The organism is Paraburkholderia pallida (assembly GCF_004524855.1).
Classification (GTDB): domain Bacteria; phylum Pseudomonadota; class Gammaproteobacteria; order Burkholderiales; family Burkholderiaceae; genus Paraburkholderia; species Paraburkholderia oxyphila.
This window is the reverse complement of record NZ_CP038150.1, coordinates 1,314,653-1,338,651: the sequence shown is the minus strand read 5'-3', so window position 1 is coordinate 1,338,651 and position 23,999 is coordinate 1,314,653. Positions and strand designations below refer to the sequence as shown.

General features: G+C 63.7%; 16 protein-coding genes. 7 read left to right on the top strand and 9 right to left on the bottom strand.

The window, feature by feature from the left end:
- Positions 1–26 precede the first annotated feature (26 nt).
- On the top strand, positions 27–860 hold the full coding sequence (locus tag E1956_RS32495; protein WP_134756930.1) for a crotonase/enoyl-CoA hydratase family protein: 834 nt from the start codon (positions 27–29) through the stop codon (positions 858–860).
- 141 nt (positions 861–1,001) lie between these two features.
- Here the strand turns inward: E1956_RS32495 and E1956_RS32490 are convergent, their stop codons facing one another.
- From E1956_RS32490 to E1956_RS32475, 4 genes are all read right to left on the bottom strand, one after another.
- Positions 1,002–2,246: a DUF3734 domain-containing protein gene (locus tag E1956_RS32490; RefSeq protein WP_134756928.1), complete on the bottom strand. Its 1,245-nt coding sequence runs from the start codon at positions 2,244–2,246 to the stop codon at positions 1,002–1,004.
- Positions 2,247–2,262: 16 nt separating this feature from the next.
- Complete coding sequence (locus tag E1956_RS32485; RefSeq protein ID WP_134756926.1) at positions 2,263–3,045, bottom strand: 3-hydroxybutyrate dehydrogenase; 783 nt, start codon at positions 3,043–3,045, stop codon at positions 2,263–2,265.
- A gap of 28 nt (positions 3,046–3,073) precedes the next feature.
- Positions 3,074–3,862, bottom strand: a complete 789-nt coding sequence (locus tag E1956_RS32480) for an acetoacetate decarboxylase (protein WP_134756924.1) — start codon at positions 3,860–3,862, stop codon at positions 3,074–3,076.
- A gap of 546 nt (positions 3,863–4,408) precedes the next feature.
- Positions 4,409–4,930, bottom strand: coding sequence for a pyridoxamine 5'-phosphate oxidase family protein (locus E1956_RS32475; protein ID WP_134756922.1), 522 nt, complete (start codon positions 4,928–4,930; stop codon positions 4,409–4,411).
- Between the two features lie 408 nt (positions 4,931–5,338).
- Here E1956_RS32475 and E1956_RS32465 point away from each other — a divergent pair, with 408 nt between their 5' ends.
- Positions 5,339–5,803 (top strand): SET domain-containing protein, encoded by a 465-nt coding sequence (locus E1956_RS32465; RefSeq protein ID WP_134756920.1) that lies wholly within the window; start codon positions 5,339–5,341, stop codon positions 5,801–5,803.
- Between the two features lie 217 nt (positions 5,804–6,020).
- Here the strand turns inward: E1956_RS32465 and E1956_RS32460 are convergent, their stop codons facing one another.
- A complete protein-coding gene (locus E1956_RS32460) occupies positions 6,021–7,400 on the bottom strand; it encodes a replication initiation protein (RefSeq protein WP_134756918.1) in 1,380 nt (459 codons plus the stop codon).
- A gap of 1,344 nt (positions 7,401–8,744) precedes the next feature.
- Here E1956_RS32460 and E1956_RS32455 point away from each other — a divergent pair.
- Together E1956_RS32455 and E1956_RS32450 are read left to right on the top strand one after the other, a co-directional pair.
- A complete protein-coding gene (locus E1956_RS32455) occupies positions 8,745–9,953 on the top strand; it encodes an AAA family ATPase (protein ID WP_134756916.1) in 1,209 nt (402 codons plus the stop codon).
- On the top strand, positions 9,950–10,951 hold the full coding sequence (locus tag E1956_RS32450) for a ParB/RepB/Spo0J family partition protein (RefSeq protein ID WP_134756914.1): 1,002 nt from the start codon (positions 9,950–9,952) through the stop codon (positions 10,949–10,951). The genes E1956_RS32455 and E1956_RS32450 overlap by 4 nt, the downstream gene beginning before the upstream one ends.
- A 3,301-nt stretch (positions 10,952–14,252) precedes the next feature.
- On the opposite strand, the gene E1956_RS46735 is transcribed toward E1956_RS32450, so the two are convergent.
- From E1956_RS46735 to E1956_RS32430, 4 genes are all read right to left on the bottom strand, one after another.
- Positions 14,253–14,552 (bottom strand): hypothetical protein, encoded by a 300-nt coding sequence (locus E1956_RS46735; RefSeq protein ID WP_197732930.1) that lies wholly within the window; start codon positions 14,550–14,552, stop codon positions 14,253–14,255.
- A gap of 299 nt (positions 14,553–14,851) precedes the next feature.
- Complete coding sequence (locus E1956_RS32440; RefSeq protein WP_134756912.1) at positions 14,852–15,442, bottom strand: flavin reductase family protein; 591 nt, start codon at positions 15,440–15,442, stop codon at positions 14,852–14,854.
- Positions 15,443–15,541: 99 nt separating this feature from the next.
- Entirely contained in the window at positions 15,542–16,630 is a 1,089-nt protein-coding gene (gene zapE / locus E1956_RS32435; RefSeq protein WP_134756910.1) for a cell division protein ZapE, read from the bottom strand.
- A gap of 189 nt (positions 16,631–16,819) precedes the next feature.
- Positions 16,820–17,752 (bottom strand): LysR family transcriptional regulator, encoded by a 933-nt coding sequence (locus E1956_RS32430; RefSeq protein WP_134756908.1) that lies wholly within the window; start codon positions 17,750–17,752, stop codon positions 16,820–16,822.
- Between the two features lie 239 nt (positions 17,753–17,991).
- Here E1956_RS32430 and E1956_RS32425 point away from each other — a divergent pair, with 239 nt between their 5' ends.
- The 3 genes from E1956_RS32425 (at position 17,992) to E1956_RS32415 (ending at position 23,868) form a co-directional block, all read left to right on the top strand.
- On the top strand, positions 17,992–18,765 hold the full coding sequence (locus E1956_RS32425; RefSeq protein ID WP_134756906.1) for a putative hydro-lyase: 774 nt from the start codon (positions 17,992–17,994) through the stop codon (positions 18,763–18,765).
- Positions 18,766–18,814: 49 nt separating this feature from the next.
- Complete coding sequence (locus E1956_RS32420) at positions 18,815–20,149, top strand: MFS transporter (RefSeq protein WP_134756904.1); 1,335 nt, start codon at positions 18,815–18,817, stop codon at positions 20,147–20,149.
- 86 nt (positions 20,150–20,235) lie between these two features.
- Positions 20,236–23,868 carry a hydantoinase B/oxoprolinase family protein gene (locus E1956_RS32415; protein WP_134756902.1) on the top strand — a complete coding sequence of 1,211 codons (3,633 nt, stop codon included), beginning with the start codon at positions 20,236–20,238 and terminating at the stop codon, positions 23,866–23,868.
- The last annotated feature ends 131 nt before the right edge of the window (positions 23,869–23,999 follow it).

The following is a 23,999-nucleotide window of genomic DNA, read 5'->3' as shown; positions in this document are numbered from 1 at the left end:
ACAACTGGATTGAATCAGGAGCAGACATGAACGCAGGCCCTAACGAAAGCAGCGCACTCGTGGAAATCGCCATCGCGGATGGCGTCGCCGACGTGCGCCTGAACCGCGCGGACAAGATGAACGCGCTGAGCCCCGCCATGTTCGACGCGCTGATCGCGGCGGGCGAGCGGCTCGCCAACGAGGCCGATCTGCGCGTGGTCGTGCTCTCGGGCAACGGCAAGGCGTTCTGCGCGGGCCTCGATCTGGAGAGCATGGGCGCCCTCGCGCAAACGGCCCGCGAGAAGCCGCTAGCGCAGCGCACGCACGGCATCAGCAATGAATTCCAGTTCATCTGCACGCTATGGCGCGAGCTGCCGGTGCCCGTGATCGCGGCGCTGCATGGCGTAGCCTTCGGCGGCGGGCTGCAGCTCGCGCTGGGCGCCGATCTGCGCTACGTGGCGCCCGATACGCGCCTTTCGGTGATGGAAATGAAATGGGGCCTCGTGCCCGACATGGGCGGCATGGTGCTCACGCGCGACCTGGTGCGCGACGACCGCTTGCGCGAATTGATCTACACCGCGCGCATCGTCCCGGCCGCGGAAGCGGTCGAGCTCGGGCTCGCGACGCGCATGGCCGACGATCCGCTTGCCCTCGCGCTCGCCACCGCGCGTGAAATCGCGCAGAGGAGCCCCGATGCGATTCGCGCCGCGAAGCGTCTGCTCGAGGTTGCCGCGCGCGGCGACGCGGCGGCCACGTTGATCGCCGAATCCGTTGAGCAGGAGGCGTTGATAGGCGGCGCGAACGAGCGCGAAGCGGTCGCGGCGAATCTGGAGAAGCGCGCGCCGCGCTTCGTGCCTGCGTCGCCGCGCGCGAAAAGCTGAGGCCGTCGCGAGCCGGGCACATGCCCCGCTCGCCCCTCGCAATGCAAAGGCCTGCGTGCGCGCAACGCCACCGGCAGCCCCTTGAATCGCCAGGCACGGCGTGAGCACAACGCCCGCGCCGCCATTCGACGGCGCGCGCCCTTACGCCGCCTGCGCCTCTTCGTTCGACGGCAACACACTGCGGTCCGACTCCGGCAACGCGTTCACAGGCCGGTGGATATCGTGCGTGACGAAGCCCTGCTCGCGGCTCGGCATCGCGAACCACTCCGGATGCGCAAACGACGCGCGGATGTCTTCGAGCCCGCTCGCCCAGTGCTCCTCCATCGTGTCGACGCTGAACTCATAGTCCTTGTAGTGCCCTTCATACGGCTTGTTCTTGTAGATCAGGTGCACCACGTTGATCGCGGAACCGTCGGCCACGCGCTCGGCCAGCTTGAAGAGCGGATCGCCGCGGCGCGTCTCGGCGGGCACGTGCTCGAGCAACTCCTTGATGAAGCGCGCATGCTTTTGCCGGTCGGCCAGCATGTTGGTGATGGCGCGCGTGCGGCTCGAATACTGAATGTCCTTGGCGCGCTCGGCCACGTCCAGGAAGTCGGCGGGCGCATTGCCGCTCGCGCTCCATAGATCGACCTGGAACACCAGCGTGTCCTTGTGGTCCGCATCGCGCAGCACTTCCGTGAGCGGCGTGTTCGACACGAGGCCACCGTCCCAGTAGTACTCGCCGTCGATCTCCACCGCCGGAAAGCCCGGCGGCAACGCGCCCGACGCCATGAAGTGCTCGGGTTCGAGACGCATCTTCGTGTTGTCGAAGTAGACCAGATTGCCGCTGCGCACGTTCACGGCGCCCACCGAGACGCGGATCGGGCCGTCGTTGATGCGGTCGAAATCGGCGAAACGCTGCAACGTTGCTTTCAAAGCGGCCGTGTCGTAATAGCTCACGGCGCTGGGCGGCGTCTTGTGCCAGCCCGCCACCGGCAGCGGCACGCGCGGCGCGAAAAAGCCGGGCTGCCCTTCGGTGAGCGCGCGGCCCGCGGCCCACATGCTGGCCCAGCGGCGCGCGAAGTCGTGCTGGCCGATGAGCGGCAACGCGAGCGAGCCGAGATTGCCGAACCAGTCGAGCGGATGGCAGATCGACTCCCAGAAGCCGCGCAGCGCCGCTACGCGCTGCCCCGGCTCGTTGCCCGCGATGATCGCCGTATTGAGCGCGCCGATCGACACGCCCGCGATCCGGTGCGGCTCGACGCCGGCCTGTGCGAGCCCCTCGAACACGCCGGACTGGTAGGACCCGAGCGCGCCGCCGCCCTGCAGGACCAGCGCGATTTCATCGTAGCGCGGCAGCTCGAACGGCTTGTGCGCTTGGCGGGCGGTTGTATTGCTGCTGCGCATACGTGTTTCCCCCGCCTTAGTGCATCGACCAGCCGTGCGTGACCAGCACCGACTGGCCCGTCAAGGCGTTGGACTCGAAGCCCGCCAGGAAGGCGACCGTGTTGGAGACGTCGTCGAGCGAGGTGAACTCGCCATCGACCGTGTCCTTGAGCATCACGTTCTTGACGACGTCCGCTTCCGAAATGCCCAGTGCCTTCGCCTGCTCGGGAATCTGCTTGTCGACGAGCGGCGTGCGCACGAAGCCCGGGCACACGACGTTCGCGCGCACGCCGCGCGGGCCGCCTTCCTTCGCCACCACGCGCGCGAGGCCCAGCAGGCCGTGCTTCGCGGTCACGTAGGCGGCCTTGAGCTTCGAGGCCTCGTGCGAGTGCACCGAGCCCATATAGACGATCGAGCCGCCCTTGCCGCTGCCGTACATATGCTTGAGCACGGCCTTGGTGGTCAGAAACGCGCCGTCCAGATGGATCGCGAGCATCTTCTTCCAGTCAGAGAACGCGAACTCGTCCACGGGGCTGATGATCTGGATGCCCGCGTTCGACACCAGCACGTCGATCCCGCCGAACACCTTCACGGCTTCTTCGATGCCCGCGTTCACGGCTTCCTCGTTGGTGACGTCCATGGCCACGGCCAGCGCCTTGCCGCCCGCCGCCACGATGCTGTCGGCCACTTTGCCTGCGTTCGCGAGGTTCAGGTCGGCGATCACGACCGCCGCGCCCTGGCTCGCAAACGTGCGCGCGCAATGTTCGCCAATGCCGCTTGCAGCGCCGGTAATCACAGCCACTTTGTTCTTCAAAGACATGAGTAATCCTTACTTAATCAATCAACGATCAGACGAGTTCTGCTTCGGCTTCGCTCTGGCGAGCCGGGGTTTGCGCGAGATAGTCGAAAGCGACTTCGCCGATATCGAGCGTGAGGTCGGCGATCACATGACGCGCGCCCACCACGCGACGCACCGGCAAATCCGCCACGGGCGCGAGCGCGTGCGGATGCAGCTCGATCGCGGCCGGACCGCTCCATGCGCCATGCACGGTCACATCGCGCAGGTAGAAGCGCACCAGTTCGCAAACGCGCGCCGTGCCGTCCACGTGCGGCAACACCTTGAGCAGATAGTTGGGGGTGTCGGCGAGCTTGCGGCGCTCGTCTTCGCTATTGAGCACGTGGTGCTTGTAGCCCATCGTCCCGGTGGCCACGCGCTGCGTGCCGTAATCGAGCGTGCCGAGCAGCGTGTCGTTGCCGTCCACGGTGAGCACCGGGCGCGCGAGCTTCTTCGGAAAACCCCAGATCTCGCGGCCACCTGCGATGGGGCCTTCATCGTCGAGATACATGGCATGCGTGTAGTTCGCGAGCCGGCCTTGCGGGTCGCGCACCGTCACCACCTGGCCGCTCTCCGTGTAGTCGCCGAAGCCCGACGAGTCCGGCATGCGGATGAACTCATAGTGGACCAGATTGTTCTCCGGCTTCAGCGGCTCCGGCACGATGGCGCGCAGCGCATCCGGATCGGTCTCATAGGAGATGATGAAATATTCGCGCTTGACGAAGCGAAACGGCGGCCGCGGATAGGCGGGATTGTGAACGGGCATCGCGAACGCTTCGCGGCGGATTCTTTCCAGGTCCATACTGTCCTCTTGACTGAGCTGCGGTAAAACGTCGCGAATAATCATAGAGGCGATTGAATCGTTGGGTGGTATTCGATACGAATAAACACCGTTGCGATTTCGTCAATTAAAAGGCTGATTGAAAGTATTTGCATGCCCTTTAATAGAATTTACAAAAAATCACAATTTTGTATTGTTGTGCCATTCGGATTTATTTATTGCTTGCTCTATCGTTGACGTGGGAAGCACGGCCTGCCTGGTCCAGTATCAGTGCGAACCGGGCAGCGCGACTGCGCTGCGCCATCCACAAACTGGAGCGACCACGGGAACACATTGAAATTCCTGCACTACGCTGACCTTTGAATAGCCGAACGCTGAGTCGATTTTCGGCGGATTATCAATTCAGCGCCAGATTCATAATCGTTGCGCCAGCGCGATGCTTTATTTCCAGAATCAGGGAAATCGGGAAATCGAAAAACACAACAATCTGTTGCAAGCAAGGCGTGATATCAGGGCAATAAACTCGGCTTGCGAAAACGAACGAAGGCTCCTGTACCAATCGGCACACTAAACATGCGTGCGCAACATCGCGATCTGTTCGCGCCAGCGTGCGAGCACCTTCTCGCGCTCGTGGAGGCGGAAGGTTACGCCGCTCAGCACCGCGGCATACTTCGCGCGATGCACGTCCACGCGCTCGATACGCAAGCGGAACACGCTGAGGTCGAGCGCCGTCTGATGCTCGGCGACCAGGCTCGCGCGCGCGCGTATCTCCAGCACCGCGCCGTCGTGAACCAGCGTCAGCGTGAGGCGCGCGTCACGCAGCATGTTCTGCGCGGTGTTCGAGCGCGGCCACATCGCCACGAGCAACGTCTGCGCGTCGGCCGCCAGGACCTCGCCCACGCTCAATTGCGCGCCGTGCGGCCAGCCATCGGCGCTCACGGTCGAGAGACGCATGGCCTCATCGGCGAGCACCTCGAGGTGCTCGCCGTCCAGCGCGCTCACGAGCGCGGGCGGCAATGCGCAAGCGTCGTCTTGCTCGCGAGGGTTCGGGGCCGCTTGCGCGGGGTTGCGGGTATCGCTTCGATGCATCGGGTTCTCCTTGGGCGCTTGCCGTCACGCCATCATTGCGGCGTCAGCACGAAATCGAACTGCGAGCGCCATTGCGTCTCGCCGCCTTCCACGCGCTCGTAGCGCGCAATGAGGCGCTCCTTCACGCCGAACACCGCTCATGTTCCGGCCCTCCCGGGCGCGATTCAGGTGACGCGCGCAAGCGCCACGTCAATCTACCGCAAGGCGCGCGGCGAGGGAATCGCACGGCGGAGCTTGCAAAAGCGGGGTGGACAGCGCTGCAACGAAGCACGCGCGAGCGGCTTGCCGCAAAGACGCAAGCGGCGTGCAACGTGCGTCGTGTCGAGCGTGCACGGCGCGGTATTCGCCGACATTTTTCAGGCTTATACTCGGCGTCTTCCCGTCCCCCACTGCGCCATTTCAACGACTATGAAACGTGTGACAGTCCGGCAATCGCCGGTGCATGGCAAAGGCGTATTCGCGCTGCTTCCGCTGCGCGCCGGGGAACGCATCTTCGAATACAAGGGGATGGTGACCACGTGGCGCGAGGCGGCGCGCTGGAATGCGCGGCGCAACGACTCGGGCCATACGTTCCTGTTCGGCCTCTCCGACGGGCGCGTGATCGACGGCGGGCGCGGCGGCAATGGCGCACGCTGGCTCAATCATGCGTGTGCCGCGAACTGCGAGGCGATCGAGGACGGCGCGCGCGTGTTCATCGAGGCGATCCGCGATATCGCGCCGGGCGAGGAGCTCTTCATCGACTACGCGCTCGAGATCGATCAGCAAGCCGAAAGCGACGCGCAGCGCGACTACGCGTGCCGCTGCGGCGCCCCGCTGTGCCGCGGCACGATGCTGGGCAAACTGGCCGCGGATGCGCTCTTGCTCGCGGTGTGACGCGCGCCGGGCGCGCAATTTGATCAGGATTCCGATACAGTTTTGCGGCTGCCGGGTTGCGGCGCCGCCATTGGAAAACGTACCCGGATCAACCAGGCAGGTTATCCACAGTTTTCGTGGACAAGCTTGTGGATACTCCCTGGGACGAATCACCTAAGTCATTGATCCAGCGTCAACATTTCCGCGTGCGCGGGTCCGGCGAACGGCCCGACATTCGTCACGCAGCGCTTTGCTTGAGCTTGCCGTACACGAACTGTCCGAAATACCACGACAGATCGGAGTGGCTGAGGATATTGGCGTCCGACAACGCGCCGGCTTCGAGCTTCAGGCGGCGCAGCATGAGCTTGCCGGCCTGCGAGGCGATGTACAGGCGCACGAGCTCCTTGCGAGTCTTCTCGTCTGCGGATTCGAAGTGCTCGCGGCCACGCAGGACCTCGTCGTTGCGGCGCGTGCGCGCCTCTTCGTCGCGCGCGGCGATGCTCTGCTTCACGGCCGTGCCGGCCTCGGCCTTCGCCGTTTCCTCTACGCTCGCGGCAACGGCCAGCTCGGTCTGGATCGCGACCATCTTGCGCTCGGCCTCCGACACCTGCCAGTTGTGGCTCAGCGCCTTCATGAGATAGCCGGCCGGGCTCTTGGTGACCTTGCCCTGGTTCAGGCGAAAGCGCGTGTACTCGATGGCCTGCTGGATCCGCTCGTCGGTCCAGCTCATGCGATGCTCGGCAATCACGTCGAACTGTTTGTTGCTCAGGCCGAACTCCTCCTTGAGCGTGAGCAGCAGGTCGTGAGCGTCGGGCTGCCGGCTGAGCATGGCGGCAACCGTATCCTTGCGCTTCAGGCGAAAGCGGATCTTGTTGATCTTGCGCGAGGTTTCGGAATCGGCCCGCGTCTCGTAGCTCAAGTCGATGTCGGAGAGCTCGTTGATTTGACGCACGGCCGGGTCGAGATACTTCGGCCGGAAGTGCTTGAACTCCGAGGCGCTCGAACCGAGCTTGCCGGGCCAGCGGCGCATGACGTCTAGCTCGATCCACTCGGTAAAGCCGGTGCTCACATAGGGCAGCACGTAGTCGTAGATCGCTCGCGCGAAAGTCTGCGAGAAGGCGGCGGTGATGCAGAGGTTGAGCCAGTGATGCTTGTCCGGGCCGGTGATGTGACGCAGCATCAGCGGCGGGATGCGAAACTGGATGCGCCCCTTGCCGATCTTGACGCTGCCCATCAGCTGCTCGGAAATCCACTGGTCCTCTTCGCTGGGCGCGCGGTCGGGCGGCGTGTCCGTCACCTCGATGAGCACGCGCTGCGCCTCCTTGATCACGCTCTGCAGATGGCGCACGTTGCGGCTCTCGTAACGCATGAGCCACTTGAAGTAATTCAGGTCGACGTCGTAGATCTCGCGCGGCAACGGTTCCTGGGCAGCGATGAAGTAGGCGGCGTCGATAAAGCGCCGCGACGACAGGCCAAGGCCGTTGATCGCCACGAAAACGTTGTTGCGCTGAAAGCCGATCTCTCTCGTGCTCTCGCTGATGGGCTGGCCGGACATCTCCTCAAACAACCCGAGCGACATCTGCTGGGTGGTCGTCCTGCGTCCGTTGTCCTCCGACATTCGCATGCTCTCCGTCGATATTGGCCGCGACTCTATCACTCCGCTAACACAAGTCAACACAATAAACGTTACCTCGAACGGCGAGCGTTGAAGGGTGCGCACAAAAAACGTGCCGAACTGCACATAGACCTCTCCATTGCCAGCACAAAAATCGGCACCTCTTCGCACATAAACCGATGCCTCTTGCACATAGACCGGTGCTTTTCGAGGCCAAGTCCTTGAAGACAAAGGATCTGGAAGCGTGCGTTAGTGGGTTTGTGGGTTTTCTATGTTTAAGTAAACAAACCAACCGCGAACAAAAAAGACGCTTCGCGCGAAAAATCATGCAAATCGGCTAGGGGAATGCAGGTGAATTTCTCGCTACGAAGTGCATGGAATGCCGGGTAGACGGGGGATTGACCAGGGAATCGCACGGGTTTCGTGGGACCAGTGGTACTTCGGCAGGTACTCAGCGGTCTCCAGGAGCAACGTTTTATGTGCGAACGGACGCCACTAAGGTAACGGTTTGTGTGTGGAGCGCCGAACCCAGGTTCACGAGGGCAAATTTCTCGTGCCTTCAGTTGTGTCCGGTAACGGTTTTTGTGCGTGCCGACGTCTTCGAACTGAAGGTAGCGGTTTTTGTGCAGCACGGCCGGGTTTTCCCTGGGGTAACGTTTTATGTGCAGAGGTAGCCGGGAATGCGCCCGGACGTGGTGAGAGGCTTCGAAGCAGCGAACGGTAACGGTTTTTGTGCGCGGTTTGGCGTGCTAGTACGTGCTGAATTGGCTTTGGGACACGACTTTCACAGTTTCGAGGCGTCGCGTCAGCGGCGGCTGGCCTGGAAGCGCTCGGCGATGGTCACGTTTTTTGTGCAATTCCGCGGCTTGGCATTTCTCCGCCCACCCCGGCCGGAAGCAGGTAACGGTTTTTGTGCCGATAGCGGGCACTCGAGTCGTTGAAGCACGGAGGGTGCACAAATTCCGTTACCGTTGAACCGGGCATCGATTACGTCATTTCGTGGATTAGCGAAAGTGCACAAAAATCGTGACCTTCGCGGGTCCCAGTGGTGCGCGCGGATTCTCGTGCGAAGTTGTGAAACCGGAATGAAGGGCAACGCGTGCGAGCGTGGCAGGAGATTCCAGGGTCAAATTGCCTAAAAAATAAGCAGATCGACGGAAACGGCCTTAATCGCCGCATAGGCGGCTTGGCGCGTGGGTGAAGGCCTAAGGGTGGACCGAACGCTCCGAGCCCGTTATAGCGCAAATAAAAAGGTCGATTTTTTTAAAAATCGTCCTCAATGAGTGTGTTTCGATACGCTTTTCCTGTATTCTACGCTTTGTCCAAATTCCGATAAAAAGCGTATTAATGGCAAAAACTATCGAATTCCCATCGATTGACCGGCGCGTGGACCTTTCAGCGGTTACGCAGTTTGCAGAAGAAGCCGGTCATCTGTCAGAAGAACTTCGGGAAATGATGCTGGCGCCCAAGCCGCGGAAGATGGCGCCCACATTCACGTCCGCGCAAGTCGCCGAGATGTGCGGCATCGACCGCATCAAGCTCAACAATCTGCTCGCCACACGCGAGGGCTTGCCGCAAGGCGAGGCGCAGGGTTCGGGGCGCAGCCGGGTGTTTACCTTGCCTGATGCGCGCACCTGGGTCCAGCAGGTTTCGGATATTTATCAGACGCCGCTCCATACAGGCGTGCGCGACGCCGACGGCAAGGTGATTCTCGTCGCCAACTTCAAGGGCGGCTCGACCAAAACCACCACGACGATGTGCCTCGCGCAAGGTCTGACGCTGCGCGGCCGCCGCGTGCTGCTCATCGACCTCGACCCGCAGGCATCGCTCACCGAGCTGTGCGGTCTCTACGCGGAAAAGGAAGTGACCGAGGACAGCACGGTCCTGCCGTTTATTTACGATCCGCAAATGGAAGGCGGTCTGCTGAATTTCGTGCAGCCGACCTATTGGGATGGGCTCGATGTCATTCCGGCGCACCCCACGCTGTTCTCGGCGGAATTTCATATTCCCGGCACCGTCATCAAGAATCCGGGCTTCAAGTTCTGGGACTTGCTGCGCCAGGGCATCCAGTCGCTGCGCCAGCACTACGACTACATCATTCTCGATACCGCGCCGTCGCTGTCGTACCTCACGATCAACGCCCTGATGGCCGCCGACGCGATGGTCATGCCGCTGGTTCCTGAGAGCCTCGACTTCATCAGCTCGGTTTCGTTCTGGAGCCTGTTTTCCGATCTCGCCCATACGATCATGGAGCGCGGCGACGAAAAGACCTACGACTTCGTCTCGGTGCTGCTGTCGAAGGTGGACTACGGCAAGACGTCGTCGGCGCCCGTCGTTCGTTCGTGGGTGCAACGCACCTACAAGGATTGGGTCAGCGCCGTGGAAGTGCCGGCGAGCTCCGCGATGAGCAACGGCGCGCTGGCGATGGCCACTGTGTTCGATATCAGCAAGGGCGACCTCGCCGACAAGACGGTGGCGCGCGTTCGACAGCCGCTGACCGATTACGTGCGCTGGATCGATGACCTTTATGTTGAGCAATGGAGGGCCGGGAAATGAGCTCATTTCGCGACAAGATGGCGGCCAAGACCGCCGAGCTTGGTTCGGCTTCCGAGCGCCAGACGACGGAGCGGACTGAACGGCCTGCACCCGCGGCGGTGGAACCGCGCCGCAGCAGCGCGTTCAAAACTGGCCCCGGAATGCTGGGCGCGCTGGCCGTGGCCCAGCAGCGTATCCAGGAACTCGAGAACACGAGCGACAAGCTCATGCTTCCGGTAAGCGCGATTCAACCGAACCCCTGGCAGCCGCGCAAGATCTTCAGCGACGAAGGTCTGGCGTCGCTGGCCGAATCGATTCGCGAAGTAGGGCTGGTGGAGCCCGTCGTCGTGCGCCGCGCGGACAACGGCTACCAGTTGATCGCCGGCGAACGACGCCTGCGTGCGCACGTTCTTCTGCATGAGGAAGAGATTCGGGCCTCGGTGATCGACTGCTCGGATCAGGATATGGCCGTGCTCGCGCTAGTGGAGAACGTCGGGCGCGAGGATCTGACCGACTATGAAATCGGCCAGTCGCTGCGCCGCGCGGAGCGGGAATTTCCGACGCGCACGCGTATGGCGGAGGCGCTGGGCATGTCGCGCAAGGGCTTGTATCGCTTTCTCGCGTTCGAGAAACTGCCCGACTTTATCCGGCGCGACCTTGATTTGAATCCCCGGTTGCTGGGCGGTTCGGCGGCGGACGAGATCGTTTCCGCCATCAAGAAACATGCTGCGCAAGGACTGAAGGCGGCGCGTGAGCTTTGGCCGGCAGTGGTGGCCGGGACGCTGGATCAAGGCAAACTGGCTGCGGCGATTGGCGCGCAGTCGGATCGCGGCGACAGCGAGCAGAGCGTTTCAGAACGCAGCATCGAGAAGATTTTCTCGGGCAAGAGCCACGCGGGCAGCATCACGAAGGATACGAATAGCTTCACCGTGAAGCTGAAGACCGGCGTGCTTTCGGATGCGCAGGAGACGCAGATTCGTGAGCTCATCAGCCAGTTGTTCAATGTGAAGCCTGGTTGAGGATGGATTCAGGTTGTCAGAAGGTTGGAGAGAGCCCGCGGATGCGGGCTTTTTTTTCGTCACGAGATTTTGTGTGTGTCGAGTCGACACATGGGAGTGTGGGGTGGTTTGGAGGCTGGTGGAGTGGGGCGGAGGGCGTTTGGGTGCTGTGTCGTGCCGACACAGCGCGGCCTGGCGTTGTGCAGCCAAGCGGGTGTCTGCGGGAGTGTGTGTCGAGTCGACACACGGGGGGAGTTCGGAACTGGGGGATTGGGCCGGTGGGCGATTGGCTGCCGTGTCGAGTCGATACAAGGGATGGTGGGGTAGTTAAGGGACCGGTGGAAAGGCGCGGTAGGTGATTGGATGCTGCGTCGAGTCGACACACTGAAGGGGGGAGGGGCTGGTGGAATGGCGCCGGGGGTGATGGGGTGCTGTGTCGAGTCGACACACGGGTGAGTGGGGCAGTTGGGAGGCTGGTGGTGTGGAGCAGTGGGCGATTGAGTGCTGTGTCGAGGTGACTCGTCGCGCGTTGGACTTGTGCATCAATCGGGTGTCTGCGGAAATATGTGTCGAGTCGACACAGCGACTAGGTAGCGGCTCGGGCGCGGCAGCGCTTGGTGGCGGCATCAGCGAGCGGAGGCGCGGTCAGGTTTTGTCAGCGCTGTGTGCTGGTCGTACGGTGCACGGTATGGTTGTGTCGAGTCGACACACGGGCTTGGTAGCGGTTCAGGCAAGGCTGGTGCGGAGGCTGAGTACGCACAGCGTGTGCCTTTGGGATCTCCCGGGACTGGTTGTGTCGACTCGACACAACTTCCGCGAGGTGGTTAAAGCGTGCGTCAATCTCGTAGCGGATGAGGCGCGCCGCCGGACGGGGCAGATAATAGCTCCCCCCTTTTTGGTTCGAATCCCCTCGTCTTATTTGAGCCTCGAACGGTTCGCCGGGGGAGGTATCTGGTGTGTCGACTCGACACACCAGATCCGATGGGGGGCCGTTGAGTGTGGCGCGGCCTGAGACGTGTGTCGAGTCGACACATTGCTCATACCGCGTTTCAGGCAAACGCTCTGCAGCACAATTGCCGACCCCATGGAACTCGGCAACGAGGGCAACGGGTTCGAAGGTTGGCGAACCGAATCCGACATGCGACTCAGCCATCGGATATCTGACGCGGGTAATGAACGGTGGATCGAGTCGACACACCAGAGTCGCAAGGCGGGCGGGCGATCCGACGTAAGCAGAGGAGTGTGTCGAGTCGATACAGCGGTCATATGGAGTTCGAGGCAGGCGGTCCGCCGCGCATTCGGCGACACGCGGAGCACAGCAACGACGGTCGCACGCGATCGAAGCTTCAAAGCGGACACGCTACTCCAGCATCTGATACTCGAGGGGAAGCCAGTCGGTGTGTCGACTCGACACAGCAAGCAGCCAAGGCGTGACAATTTCCTTTTCTCGCGCAGGCAGGCTCAACCAAGCCTGCTCGGATATCTAACTCTCTCCATCCCTCGTGACCGAATATCTGCCGAGAGAATCGGCTACGCCGAACCTGCAAGATCTGTGTCGACTCGACACACCGGCACAGGACGATCAAGCAATCGGACCTGCGCTCAAACGGATGCCTCCATTGCCCGAGACAGCGATTGAGGCGTCATGAAGGGAGATCGGAGCATGGTCCGCGTGCAGTCTGACTATCAGAATCCCTCTCACCGTAAGCGTGTGTCGACTCGACACACTGCGGGGCAGGCGCGCAGCGTACGCCCGATCGGAGCGCCCGATTTCGGCCGCCGGCCAGTGATTTCCCGCAATGGCTTGGCCACCGGGGGAGGGCGGCCGCATGGATGTCCTTGGGACATGGATGGCAGCCCGGACACTTCAACCTCCACGTCGTGGAGTGTGTCGATTCGACACACCGCGGGACAGACGTGGAGCGCACGCCCGATCGGGGCGCCCAATTTCGCCGGCCGGCCAGTGACTCCGACAACGGCCGGGCGGACGGCGGCTGCATGGATTTACTTGGGATATGGATGCCGGCCAGGCCATTCCGACCGACACGTCGCGGCGTGTGTCGAGTCGACACACGCCGGAGCGCCCACGAAGTCCCGACCCGATCGGGCCGCCCATTTCCCCTAGCGGCTAGCGTCGACGTTCTATGGTCACGCTGCAGCACGAAGGCATCAATACGAATCTTCAGGAGAAGTATGTGCCGCCCGAGCCACGTCGACCGACACGCCGCAGAGTGTGTCGACTCGACACACTGCGTCAAGCAGGAAGGCAATGACCTCCGGATCGCACGATCCCGTATCGGCACGTGAAGACGTTAGCTGATGGGGGAGGACCCCGCGCTGCAGGTGGCCAACGTCGCGGGACGGCACGACACATAGGGTTACGCCGTCCTTATCGTGATCGACTTTTGGCCATGGTCGCATGTCCGCTCGTCCCCGACACATAGTCGCCAATTAACCACGGTGCGCGCCGGCCCGGCGTGAAGTACACGTCGCCGCCACGGAGTTAGCAGTCTGTGAGCTAGCTACAGGACTCTCGTCCAATTCAGACAGCAAGCGCCTTGTCGCGATTTACCACGAACGTATGAACTGAATTTCGAGCCAACGCCAAAGAGGATGGCGCTTACTATGAACGGCGGCACTGCCAGCGCGTGCGTAGGTCAGGTTGAGCAGATGTGCTGTGATCGTCCCTGGCGCTCACCACGTAATGAGCGAGTGTCGCAGCCCAAGATATTAGGAGCACAAGGGCTTTCCGATACCGCGTCTCGCCCCCGACAAAGAGCAATACGACGGACACGCAGCCGACATCTGGCACGTCGCACACAGCGAGAGCCGATCGCTCGAACACCCTCAATCCGGGGGATCGCACTTCGCCTTACGCCTCCCGCCGCCCGATATTCAATTCCCATAACTCAGCCGCGGCTACGGCCACGAGCGCCACATTGTTACGGGCAAATGGACCGGTGCCCATGGCGTGACTGTGTCGATCGCTCTCCGACACGGCGTGCCTTCGGAGTCATGCGGGCGCTCATCCACAGGCGATGATGGGGCACCAGCCGCAACGTGGGTGTTGTGTGCATGCGAAGGGCAGCGTCGCCGCATCGGGGCAGAGTCCAATGCCAGTCAGGTGCAATCACCTGAACTGCTCCTCGCTAGACTTGTGTCGTCATACGGACGAAATCCAATAACGCAACTAACCGTCAAGTCGACCAAAAGAACTCAAAGCGGCTTGGAAACACATTCCCAATAGCGTGAGCGGCAACGGTTAGCGTCGAGGCTGGAGCAGCTACCTCACGAAGCATGAATAGACGCGAGCCGCCGGCCGTCAACGCATCGACGAACGCCGATAAAAAACGCAGCGCCTCAGGCTAACGGACTGCAGCCCGCCGCTGCCGTGGGAAAATGAATGACCGTAGCCGTAGCCGTAGCCGTAGCCGTAGCCGTAGCCGTAGCCGTAGCCGTAGCCGTAGCCGTAGCCGCAGCCGCAGCCGCAGCCGCAGCCGTAGCGGTAGCGGTAGCGGTAGCGGTAGCGGTAGCGGTAGCGGTAGCGGTAGCGGTAGCGGTAGCGGTAGCCAGCCGCCCGAGTTCCGATTTCAAGACACAGACGCCGAAGCATTCCCACCATAGCGCACCCAAAATCCGGGGTTCCGTGAAACATTCGGTGAAAATCGAAGAAATCGTTGGAACCCTTATGCCATCGGCCTTTGCGCGCGTCGAAATCGCTCCGGAACCCCAATGTTCCACGGGCAAATGCGTTTTCGGACCCTAAAACAGGCACAAGCGCCGCATTCACCCACCAAACAGGCGTATTTTCCGTTGAAGCGTACTTAACAATACGTATTTTGTAATTTATAGAACGCCGACCAACACTCAACCCGCAAACAAGCCCCTTCCGCCGCCCATGCATGGCACCGCCGACGCATCTTAGTCAGCAAGCTCCCGGGCCTTCACCGCATCGCTGGCCAAAGCAAAGTTCCCCGCGCCGAGATGATGGATCGTATGCAGGTCGCGGTTGCTGTCATCGAAGACCCAGTGCCCCCGATCGAACACGCGCGGATCCGCCGCCGCCGAGACCACTTCGCAGAAACACGTGTCATAGGCATCTTCGGTGTGCCGCTCGGGAATGAGCCGGCATTCCATCCACGCGGCGCAGCCCGCTTCGAGCAGCGGCACGCCGAGCACCGGGCCCTTTACGGCTTCGATGCCGAAGCGCTCGAATTTGTCCGCGTCGCGTCCACTGATGCTGCCGACGGCGTAGGTCAGATCCATCGCCGCGGCACCCGGCACGCAGATACCGAAAGTCCCGCTCGCATGAATGAGCTCGCGCGTGAAGGTTTTCTTGTCGATGACGATCGCGATGCGCGGCGGCGTGAATTCCACCGGCATCGACCACGCGGCGGCCATCACATTGTGACGCGCGCCGTCCGAGCTCGTGACGAGCACCGTCGGGCCGTGATTGACGAGGCGGCTCGCGTGTTCGAGCGCAACGGCTTTGAAGCGGGAGAGGGTTTCCATCGTGCGGTCTGTCCGTGTCGTGTCGAAGTTCGACGGACTGTACATCAGATGGAAAAAATCTGCGGATCGCGTCAGCCGTCCGCGCGTGCGCGTGCCGCGCTAGCCAATCGCCTGATCTGGGGGCGCGGGCAGATGTTTGCGCACGAGGCCGATCGCATAGCCGTGCGACTGCATCTCGGCGAGCCGGCTCGTGGTGCGCGAGACATCATGCGCGCCGTCGAGACCGACGAGCGCCGCGCGAATCGGCTGGTCGGAAGCGATGAACAGCGCATGCTTGCGGTCGTAAAGAATATCGATGAGCCAGACGAAACGCTGCAGCACGTCGCGGCGCTTGAGCATCCCCGTTTCGAGGCGATCGACAATCACGCCGCGCCAGCGTTCGGCGAGCGCGAGGTAGTCGAGGTGCGAGCGCGGCGCGCCGCACAGCGCGTCGAAGTCGACCCACACCAGTTGCGTGCCCGCCGCCGTGACGGGCAGCGCTCGTCCGGCCACTTCTGTCGTTGCGGCCTGCACGCCTGCATGCGCCTCATATTGGCCGAAGAGCTCCCGCAGCGGTTCGCGCGTGCCTTCGAGCGGCGCAAAAAAGCGCTGCTCGGCCGCTGTCGTGCCAACGGCATGGTTGTGTTCGCGGTAATCGCGCTCACCATCGAAAGCGACGATTTCGAAATGCCGCTCGATGCGTTCGATCGTCGGCTCGAAGCGTTCGTGAAACTCGGGGTCGGGCAGCAGATTACGCGGACTGTAGTTCGAAGTGAGCACGATGCGCGTGCCGCATGCGAGCGCCGTTTCGAGGAAGCGGCCCATCAGGAACGCATCGGCGATGTCGTGCACATGGAATTCGTCGAAGTAGAGCAGATCGACGTCCTTCAGCCACGCGCGCGCGACGTCGCCAAGGCGATCGTCGCTTTTGGGCGCCTGCACGAGCAGGCGGTTCACGTCGCGAATGAACTGATGAAAATGGATGCGCCGCTTCGCGCACGTGGCGAGCGCATAGACCGTATCGACGATCAGGCTCTTGCCGCGCCCGGGCAGGCCGTGGCAGTACACGCCTTGCCAGGCGCGCTGTCTCGTGCTCGTGTGTTCACTGTCGAGCAACACGCACAGCGCGTCGATCGCCCGCTGCTGGCTCACGTCCGCGACGATACCTTGTGTGGCGAGTGCGCGGGCGACAGAGGACGGGGCGATCATGCGGCAACGAATGATTGGGAGAACGACGGAAAGGGTAAGCGGTGCATGCGATGCGCATGCACCATCACGCAAGTTTAACAGGGCGCTTACTTGCGCCGCTCGCGTCCGTTCATGCCCCAATGGCCGGGCGCGCCGCCGCGCGCCTCGAATCTGCCACCGCATCCAAAGCCACGCTTTCCCCTGCGATGCTCACAACCTTTCGATCAGCCGCGCATCGCCGTGATCGCAGTACGCGTGGCACGCAGCGCGTGCGGCGTTCGCTGCGCCATGCACGAATAGGGGCGCATCGCTGCGTCGCGACATCGAGACCACGATGGACGGCGGCGAAGGCTGCAGCGGCAGCTCGACCAGTTCGCCGCGCGCGACGAGCTCATCGACGAAAAGACGCGGGATGGCGGCCACCCCGAAGCCGTCGCGCACGAGTTGCACGATGACCGAAATCGACGGCGACCCGGTGATGCGCGTCTCGGAGAGCGGCACGCCGTTGGCGAGCGCGAGCTTGCTGACAATGTCCTCCATCGCGCGATGCGGCGCGGTTCCGCGCCCAAACGTGAGAATCGGCTGGCGCAGCACGCGCTTGGCCAGTCCACTGCGCGACAGCGGCAGCAGGCCCGCGCGCGCGATCCAGTGCACGGGATAGTTGGCGAGCGCGTTACATACTACGGATTCCTCATCACTGCCTTCCACACGGACGATCAAGTCGAGTTCGCCCGCCATCAAGCGCCGCTGCAGCACGACGCTCACGTCCACGGCAAGCTCCACCTCGAGTTGCGGGTAGTCGCTCGCGAGCCGCCGCATGTAGTCGGCGAGCCAGCTGTGCACCACGGTCTCGATCACGCCCAGCCGCAGCTTGCCGCGCATCGCGCCTTCGTTGGACGCGGCGGCCTGCAACTGGCGTGTCGCCTCGACTACCGCCTTCGCGTAGCCGAGCAGATATTCGCCGTTCGGCGTGAGCCGGAACTCGCGGCTTTCGCGCTCGACCAGCACCGTCTGCAATTCGTCTTCGAGCGCCTTCAGGCGCTGCGAAATGGCCGCGGGCGTGGCGTGCAGCGCGGTGGCCGTCGTGCGGAAGCTGCGCAGTCTGGCGAGCGTGACGAAGGTTTCAAGAAAGCGTGTGTTCATGGCGCGAGGCGTGTGAAGGGGCGCTTGAAAAAAGACAACGTGACCCGGGAAAACCCGCGTTTTCGTTAAGAAATTCTATTCACCGGAGCCAAAAAAAACTAGTTGGCGTCAAATTTTCTTCTTTTCTATGCTTCGCTCTACCGGTGTGCGACCTGCCACGCGCGCCGGCAACGTCCCAAGCCCGACGCGGTTTGCGACCCGACACCCATTCACGTCACACACTAGAAACGCCCGAAATCATGACCCCGTTCGAATTCCGCCAGGCCGTCCGTCACCGCGATTTTCGTGGCTCGACCGCCGGCTACTGCGGCGAGTACGCCCAAGCCAATCTCGCGATTCTGCCCGCTGCCTACGCGCACGATTTCCTGCGCTTTTGCCACGCGAATCCGAAGCCGTGTCCGCTGCTTGGCGTGGGCGAGCCTGGCGACTTCCGCGTGCCGATGCTCGGCCGCGACATCGATATCCGCACCGACGTGCCCGCCTATAACGTTTACCGCGATGGCGTGCTCAGCGAGCGGGCCGAATCGATCGAGGCCTTGTGGCAGGACGATTTCGTGGTGTTCGCCATTGGCTGCTCGTTCTCGTTCGAGCACATGCTCGCGCTCGAGGGCATCGGGCTGCGCCACGTGGAAGAGGGCCGCAACGTGCCGATGTACCGCACGAACATCGCGAACCGCCGCGCGGGCGTGTTCGGCGGCGAGCTGGTCGTCTCGATGCGCCCGATGCGCGGCGCCGACGCAATCCGTGCCGTGCAGATCACGAGCCGCTTTCCGGGTGTGCATGGCGCGCCCGTCCACATCGGCGACGCGGCAGAGCTCGGCATTGCTGACCTCGCGCGCCCCGAGTTCGGCGACGCGGTCACGATCCGTCCCGGCGAGCTGCCCGTCTACTGGGCGTGCGGCGTGACGCCCCAAACCGCGCTGATGGCCGCGAAGCTGCCGATCGCCATCGCGCACGCGCCGGGCCACATGCTGATGACCGACATCACGAATGCATCGCTCGCGGTGTTCTGAACCGCGCAGCGCCCCATTTTCCCTACGCGTCTATCCAAAGGAGCAGCAGATGGACAGCAAGACACTCACGGCGAGCGCCGGCGAGGCCGGTCACCCCGGCGCGATCGGTGACACTGGAGACATCGGCGAACCGGCCGGCACCCAGCCTCTTTCCTGGTATGCCGAAGCCGGTCCGCGCGCGCGCCGCGCGTTCTGGAGCTGCAAGGTGGGCTACATGCTCGACGGCATGGACACGCAGATGCTTTCCTTCGTGATCCCGACGCTCGTTGCCACCTGGGGCATCTCGCTCGGCGACGCCGGCTTTATCGGCACCATGACGCTGCTTTCTTCGGCGCTCGGCGGCTGGATCGCCGGCATTCTCTCGGACCGCATCGGCCGTGTGCGCACGCTGCAGCTGACCGTGCTGTGGTTCGCGGTCTTCACGGGCCTGTGCGGGCTCGCGCAGAACTACGGCCAGCTGCTTGCCGCGCGCTCGCTGATGGGCTTCGGCTTCGGCGGCGAATGGACCGCGGGCGCCGTGCTGATCGGCGAAGTGATTCGCGCGCGCGATCGCGGCAAGGCCGTGGGGCTCGTGCAGTCGGGCTGGGCCATCGGCTGGGGTCTGGCCGCGCTGCTCTACGCCGTGCTGTTCTCGGTGATGGCGCCCGAAATCGCGTGGCGCGCGCTGTTCCTCATTGGCCTCGTGCCCGCGCTGCTCGTGCTGGTTATTCGCCAATATGTAAAGGAACCCGAAGTATTCGAGCATGCAAAGGCCGCGCAGAAGGACGCCCAGGATACCCCGCGTTTTACCGAGATTTTCTCGCCGAAGCTACTCTCCACGACGCTGCGCGCCGCGCTGCTGACCACGGGCGCACAAGGCGGCTATTACGCGATCACCACCTGGCTGCCGACGTTTCTGAAGACCGAGCGCCACCTCACCGTGATGGGCACCGGCGGCTATCTCGCGATGATCATCGTGGGGTCCTACGTGGGCTACCTGTCGAGCGCGTGGCTCACCGACCGTCTCGGCCGCAAGCCCAACTTCATCCTGTTCGCGGTGGGCTCGATGGCGATTGCCTTTGCCTACACGTCGCTGCCGCTCACGAACGGCTCGATGCTGTGGCTCGGCTTCCCGCTTGGCTTCTTCGCCTCGGGCATCTTCTCGGGCATGGGCGCGTTTCTCACCGAGCTCTTTCCCACCCGCGTGCGCGGTTCCGGCCAGGGCTTCTGCTACAACGTGGGCCGTGCGATCGGGGCGCTTTTCCCGGTGCTGATCGGCGCGCTCTCGAAGCAATTCGGCCTGGGCCCGAGCATCGGCATGTTCGCCGTGGCGGCCTATGGCGTGCTGATCGTCGCCGCGCTCACGCTGCCGGAGACGCGTGGCCGCGAGCTGGAATCGGCCTGAAGCGGGTTTGAACTGCCGGCTCGCATCGAATCCGTCCGCATTCGCTTCACCATATATCGTTCTACTAATCGACTACGCATCGCACCATGACTCTTGATCACGCTTCCGACGCCTGCATCCCGTCCCGCTGGCAATTCTGGATCGACCGCGGCGGCACGTTCACCGACATCGTTGCGCGCCGCCCAGACGGCACGCTCACCACGCACAAGCTGCTCTCCGAGAACCCCGAGCAATACCGCGATGCGGCAGTGGCGGGCATCCGCCATCTGCTCGGGCTGCGCGCCGATCAGCCGATCACGCCGCGCGACGTCGAGATGGTCAAGATGGGCACCACGGTTGCCACGAACGCGCTGCTCGAGCGCAAGGGCGAGCCGGTTGCGCTCGTGACCACGCGCGGCTTTCGCGACGTCCTGCGCATCGCGTATCAGAACCGTCCGCGCCTGTTCGATCTCGACATCGCGCTGCCCGAAGCGCTGTACGCGCGCGTGGTCGAAATCGACGAACGTGTGAGCGCGCAGGGCGAGCTGGTCGCGCCGCTCGACCTGGCCAGCGCCGAAGCCGCCTTGCGCGAGGTCTACGCCACGGGCATTCGCGCGCTCGCCATCGTGCTGATTCACGGCTACCGCCACACCGCGCACGAGCGTGAGCTCGCCGATCTGGCGCGGCGCATCGGCTTCACGCAGGTCTCGGCCTCGCACGAAGTCTCGCCGCTCATGAAGATGGTCTCGCGCGGCGACACCACGGTGGTCGACGCCTATCTTTCGCCGATCCTGCGCCGCTATGTCGATCAGGTCGCGAGCGAGATGCCGGGCGTGAATCTGCAATTCATGCAGAGCAGCGGCGGCCTCACGCGCGCGGACCGCTTCCAGGGCAAGGACGCGATCCTCTCGGGACCAGCGGGCGGCATCGTCGGCATGGTGCGCGCCGCGCAGGCGGCCGGCTTCGGGCGCGTGATCGGCTTCGACATGGGCGGCACCTCCACCGACGTCTCGCATTTCAACGGCGAGTTCGAGCGCGTGTTCGAGACCCAGGTGGCCGGCGTGCGCATGCGTGCGCCGATGATGAGCATCCACACCGTGGCGGCGGGCGGCGGTTCGGTGCTGGGCTTCGACGGCGCGCGGCTGCGCGTCGGGCCCGATTCGGCGGGCGCCAATCCCGGGCCTTGCGCCTACCGGCGCGGCGGTCCGCTCACGGTGACCGACTGCAACGTCATGCTCGGCAAGATCCAGCCCGAGTACTTCCCGCACGTGTTCGGTCCGCATGCGAACGAAGCGCTCGATCGCGACGCGGTAGTCGCCCGCTTCAACGCGCTCGCCGATGAAATCTTCGCGGCCACGGGCCAGCGCCGCGCGCCCGAGGAAATCGCCGAAGGCTATCTGGAGATCGCGATCGGCAGCATGGCGAACGCCATCAAGAAGATCTCGGTGCAGCGCGGCCACGACGTCTCCCAATACGTGCTCACGACCTTCGGCGGCGCGGGCGGCCAGCACGCTTGCGGTGTGGCCGACGCGCTCGGCATGAGCCGCGTGTTCGCGCATCCGCTCGCGGGCGTGCTCTCGGCGTTCGGCATGGGACTCGCCGATCAGACCGCGATGCGCGAGCGCGCGCTCGAAATCGTCCTTGAAGACGCGTCGCTCGCGCGCATCGACGCGGCGCTCGACGCGCTCGCGCAACAAGCGAGCAGCGCGCTGCTCGAACAGGGCGTGGACGCCGCGCGTATTTCCACGGCGCGGCGCGTGCATCTGCGCTATCAGGGCACCGATGCGGCGCTTGCGGTGAGCGCCGGCAGCGTGGACGCGATGCGCGCGGCGTTCGAAGCCGCCTACCGGCAGCGCTACGCGTTCCTGATGCCGGACACGCCGCTCGTAGTGGAGCTCGCCTCGGTGGAGGCGATCGGCCACTCGGACGCGCAGCCGGTGACCGGCACCCTCGCGCCGCGCGAGGCGGGTGGCGCGCCATCGGTGCGGGCACGCGTGCGCCTCTACTCGGGCGGCCGCTGGCACGACGCGTCGCTTTATCTGCGCGATACGCTCATGGCCGGCGACGTGCTCGACGGCCCGGCGATCATCGCCGAGAAGAACGGCACGACCGTGGTCGAGCCGGGCTGGCAGGCGGCGCTGACCGCCCAGGGCAATGTCGTGATGACGCGCGTGCTGTCGCTGCCCACGCGCCGCTCGATCGGCACCGAGGCCGATCCCGTGCGGCTCGAGATCTTCAACAACCTGTTCATGTCGATCGCCGAGCAAATGGGGCTGCGCCTGCAAAACACGGCGTATTCGGTGAACATCAAGGAGCGGCTCGACTTCTCGTGCGCGATCTTCGACGCGGCGGGCAACCTCATCGCCAACGCGCCGCATATGCCCGTGCATCTCGGCTCGATGGGCGAGAGCATCAAGACCGTTATCGAGCGCAATCGCGGCACGATGCGCGACGGCGATGTGTTCATGCTCAACGACCCGTATCACGGCGGCACGCACCTGCCCGACGTGACGGTCATCACGCCCGTGTTCGCCGACGGCAGCGCGGAGCCGCTCTTCTACGTGGGCTCGCGCGGCCATCATGCGGACATCGGCGGGATCACGCCGGGCTCGATGCCGGCAGCTTCGCAGCATATCGAAGAGGAGGGCGTGTTGATCGATAACTGGCAGCTCGTCAGGGCCGGCACGCTGCGCGAGCGCGAAACGCGCGATCTGCTCGCCTCGGGCCGCTATCCGGCGCGCAATATCGATCAGAACATGGCCGATTTGCGCGCACAGGTGGCCGCGAACCAGAAGGGCGTGGACGAATTGCGCCGCATGGTCGCGCAGTTCGGCCGCGAGGTGGTGCTCGCATTCATGCAGCACGTGCAGGACAACGCGGAAGAAGCGGTGCGCCGCGTGATCGGTGCGCTCAAGGACGGTGCGTACCGTTACGAGCTCGACAACGGTGCGGTGATCGAAGTGGCGATTCGCGTGGATGCGCAAACACGCAGCGCCGCAATCGACTTCACCGGCACGTCGGCGCAGCTGCCGAACAACTTCAACGCACCGAAGGCCGTGTGCATGGCGGCCGTGCTCTATGTGTTCCGCACGCTCGTGGGCGACGACATCCCCCTCAACGCGGGCTGCCTCAAGCCGCTCACGGTGACGGTGCCCGAGCGCTCGATGCTCAATCCCGCGTATCCGGCGGCGGTGGTGTCGGGCAACGTGGAGACTTCGTCGGCGATCACGAATGCGCTTTACGGGGCGCTCGGCATCGTGGCGTCGAGCCAGGGCACGATGAACAACTTCACCTTCGGCGATGCACGTTACCAGTACTACGAAACAATTGCGGGCGGCAGCGGCGCGGGCGAGGGCTTCAGCGGCGTCGATGCGGTGCAGACCCACATGACCAACTCGCGCCTGACCGATCCTGAGGTGCTCGAATGGCGCTATCCGGTGCGGCTCGAATCGCATTTGATTCGCGCGGAGTCGGGCGGCGGCGGGCGCTGGCACGGCGGCAACGGCGCCGTCCGGCGCATCCGCTTCCTCGCGCCGATGACAGCCTCGATCCTCTCGAACAACCGCATCCACGCGCCGTTCGGCGCGGCGGGCGGGCGGCCCGGGCGCGCGGGCAGCAACCGCGTCGAGCGCGCGGACGGCGAGATCGTGGCGCTCGGCCATATCGCCAGCGTGGAGATGGGCGCGGGCGATGTGTTCGTGGTCGAGACGCCTGGAGGCGGCGGCTTCGGCCACGCGTAGTGTGTTGCGGTGCCGCCTGCACGGGGCACCGGCCGCGCCGAATGAACGAATGTTCATCCACTTGAGGCCGGCATGAGAGACGAAGGCGCCTAATCTGGGCTGCAGCCGATCCAGAACGACAATCCAGGACG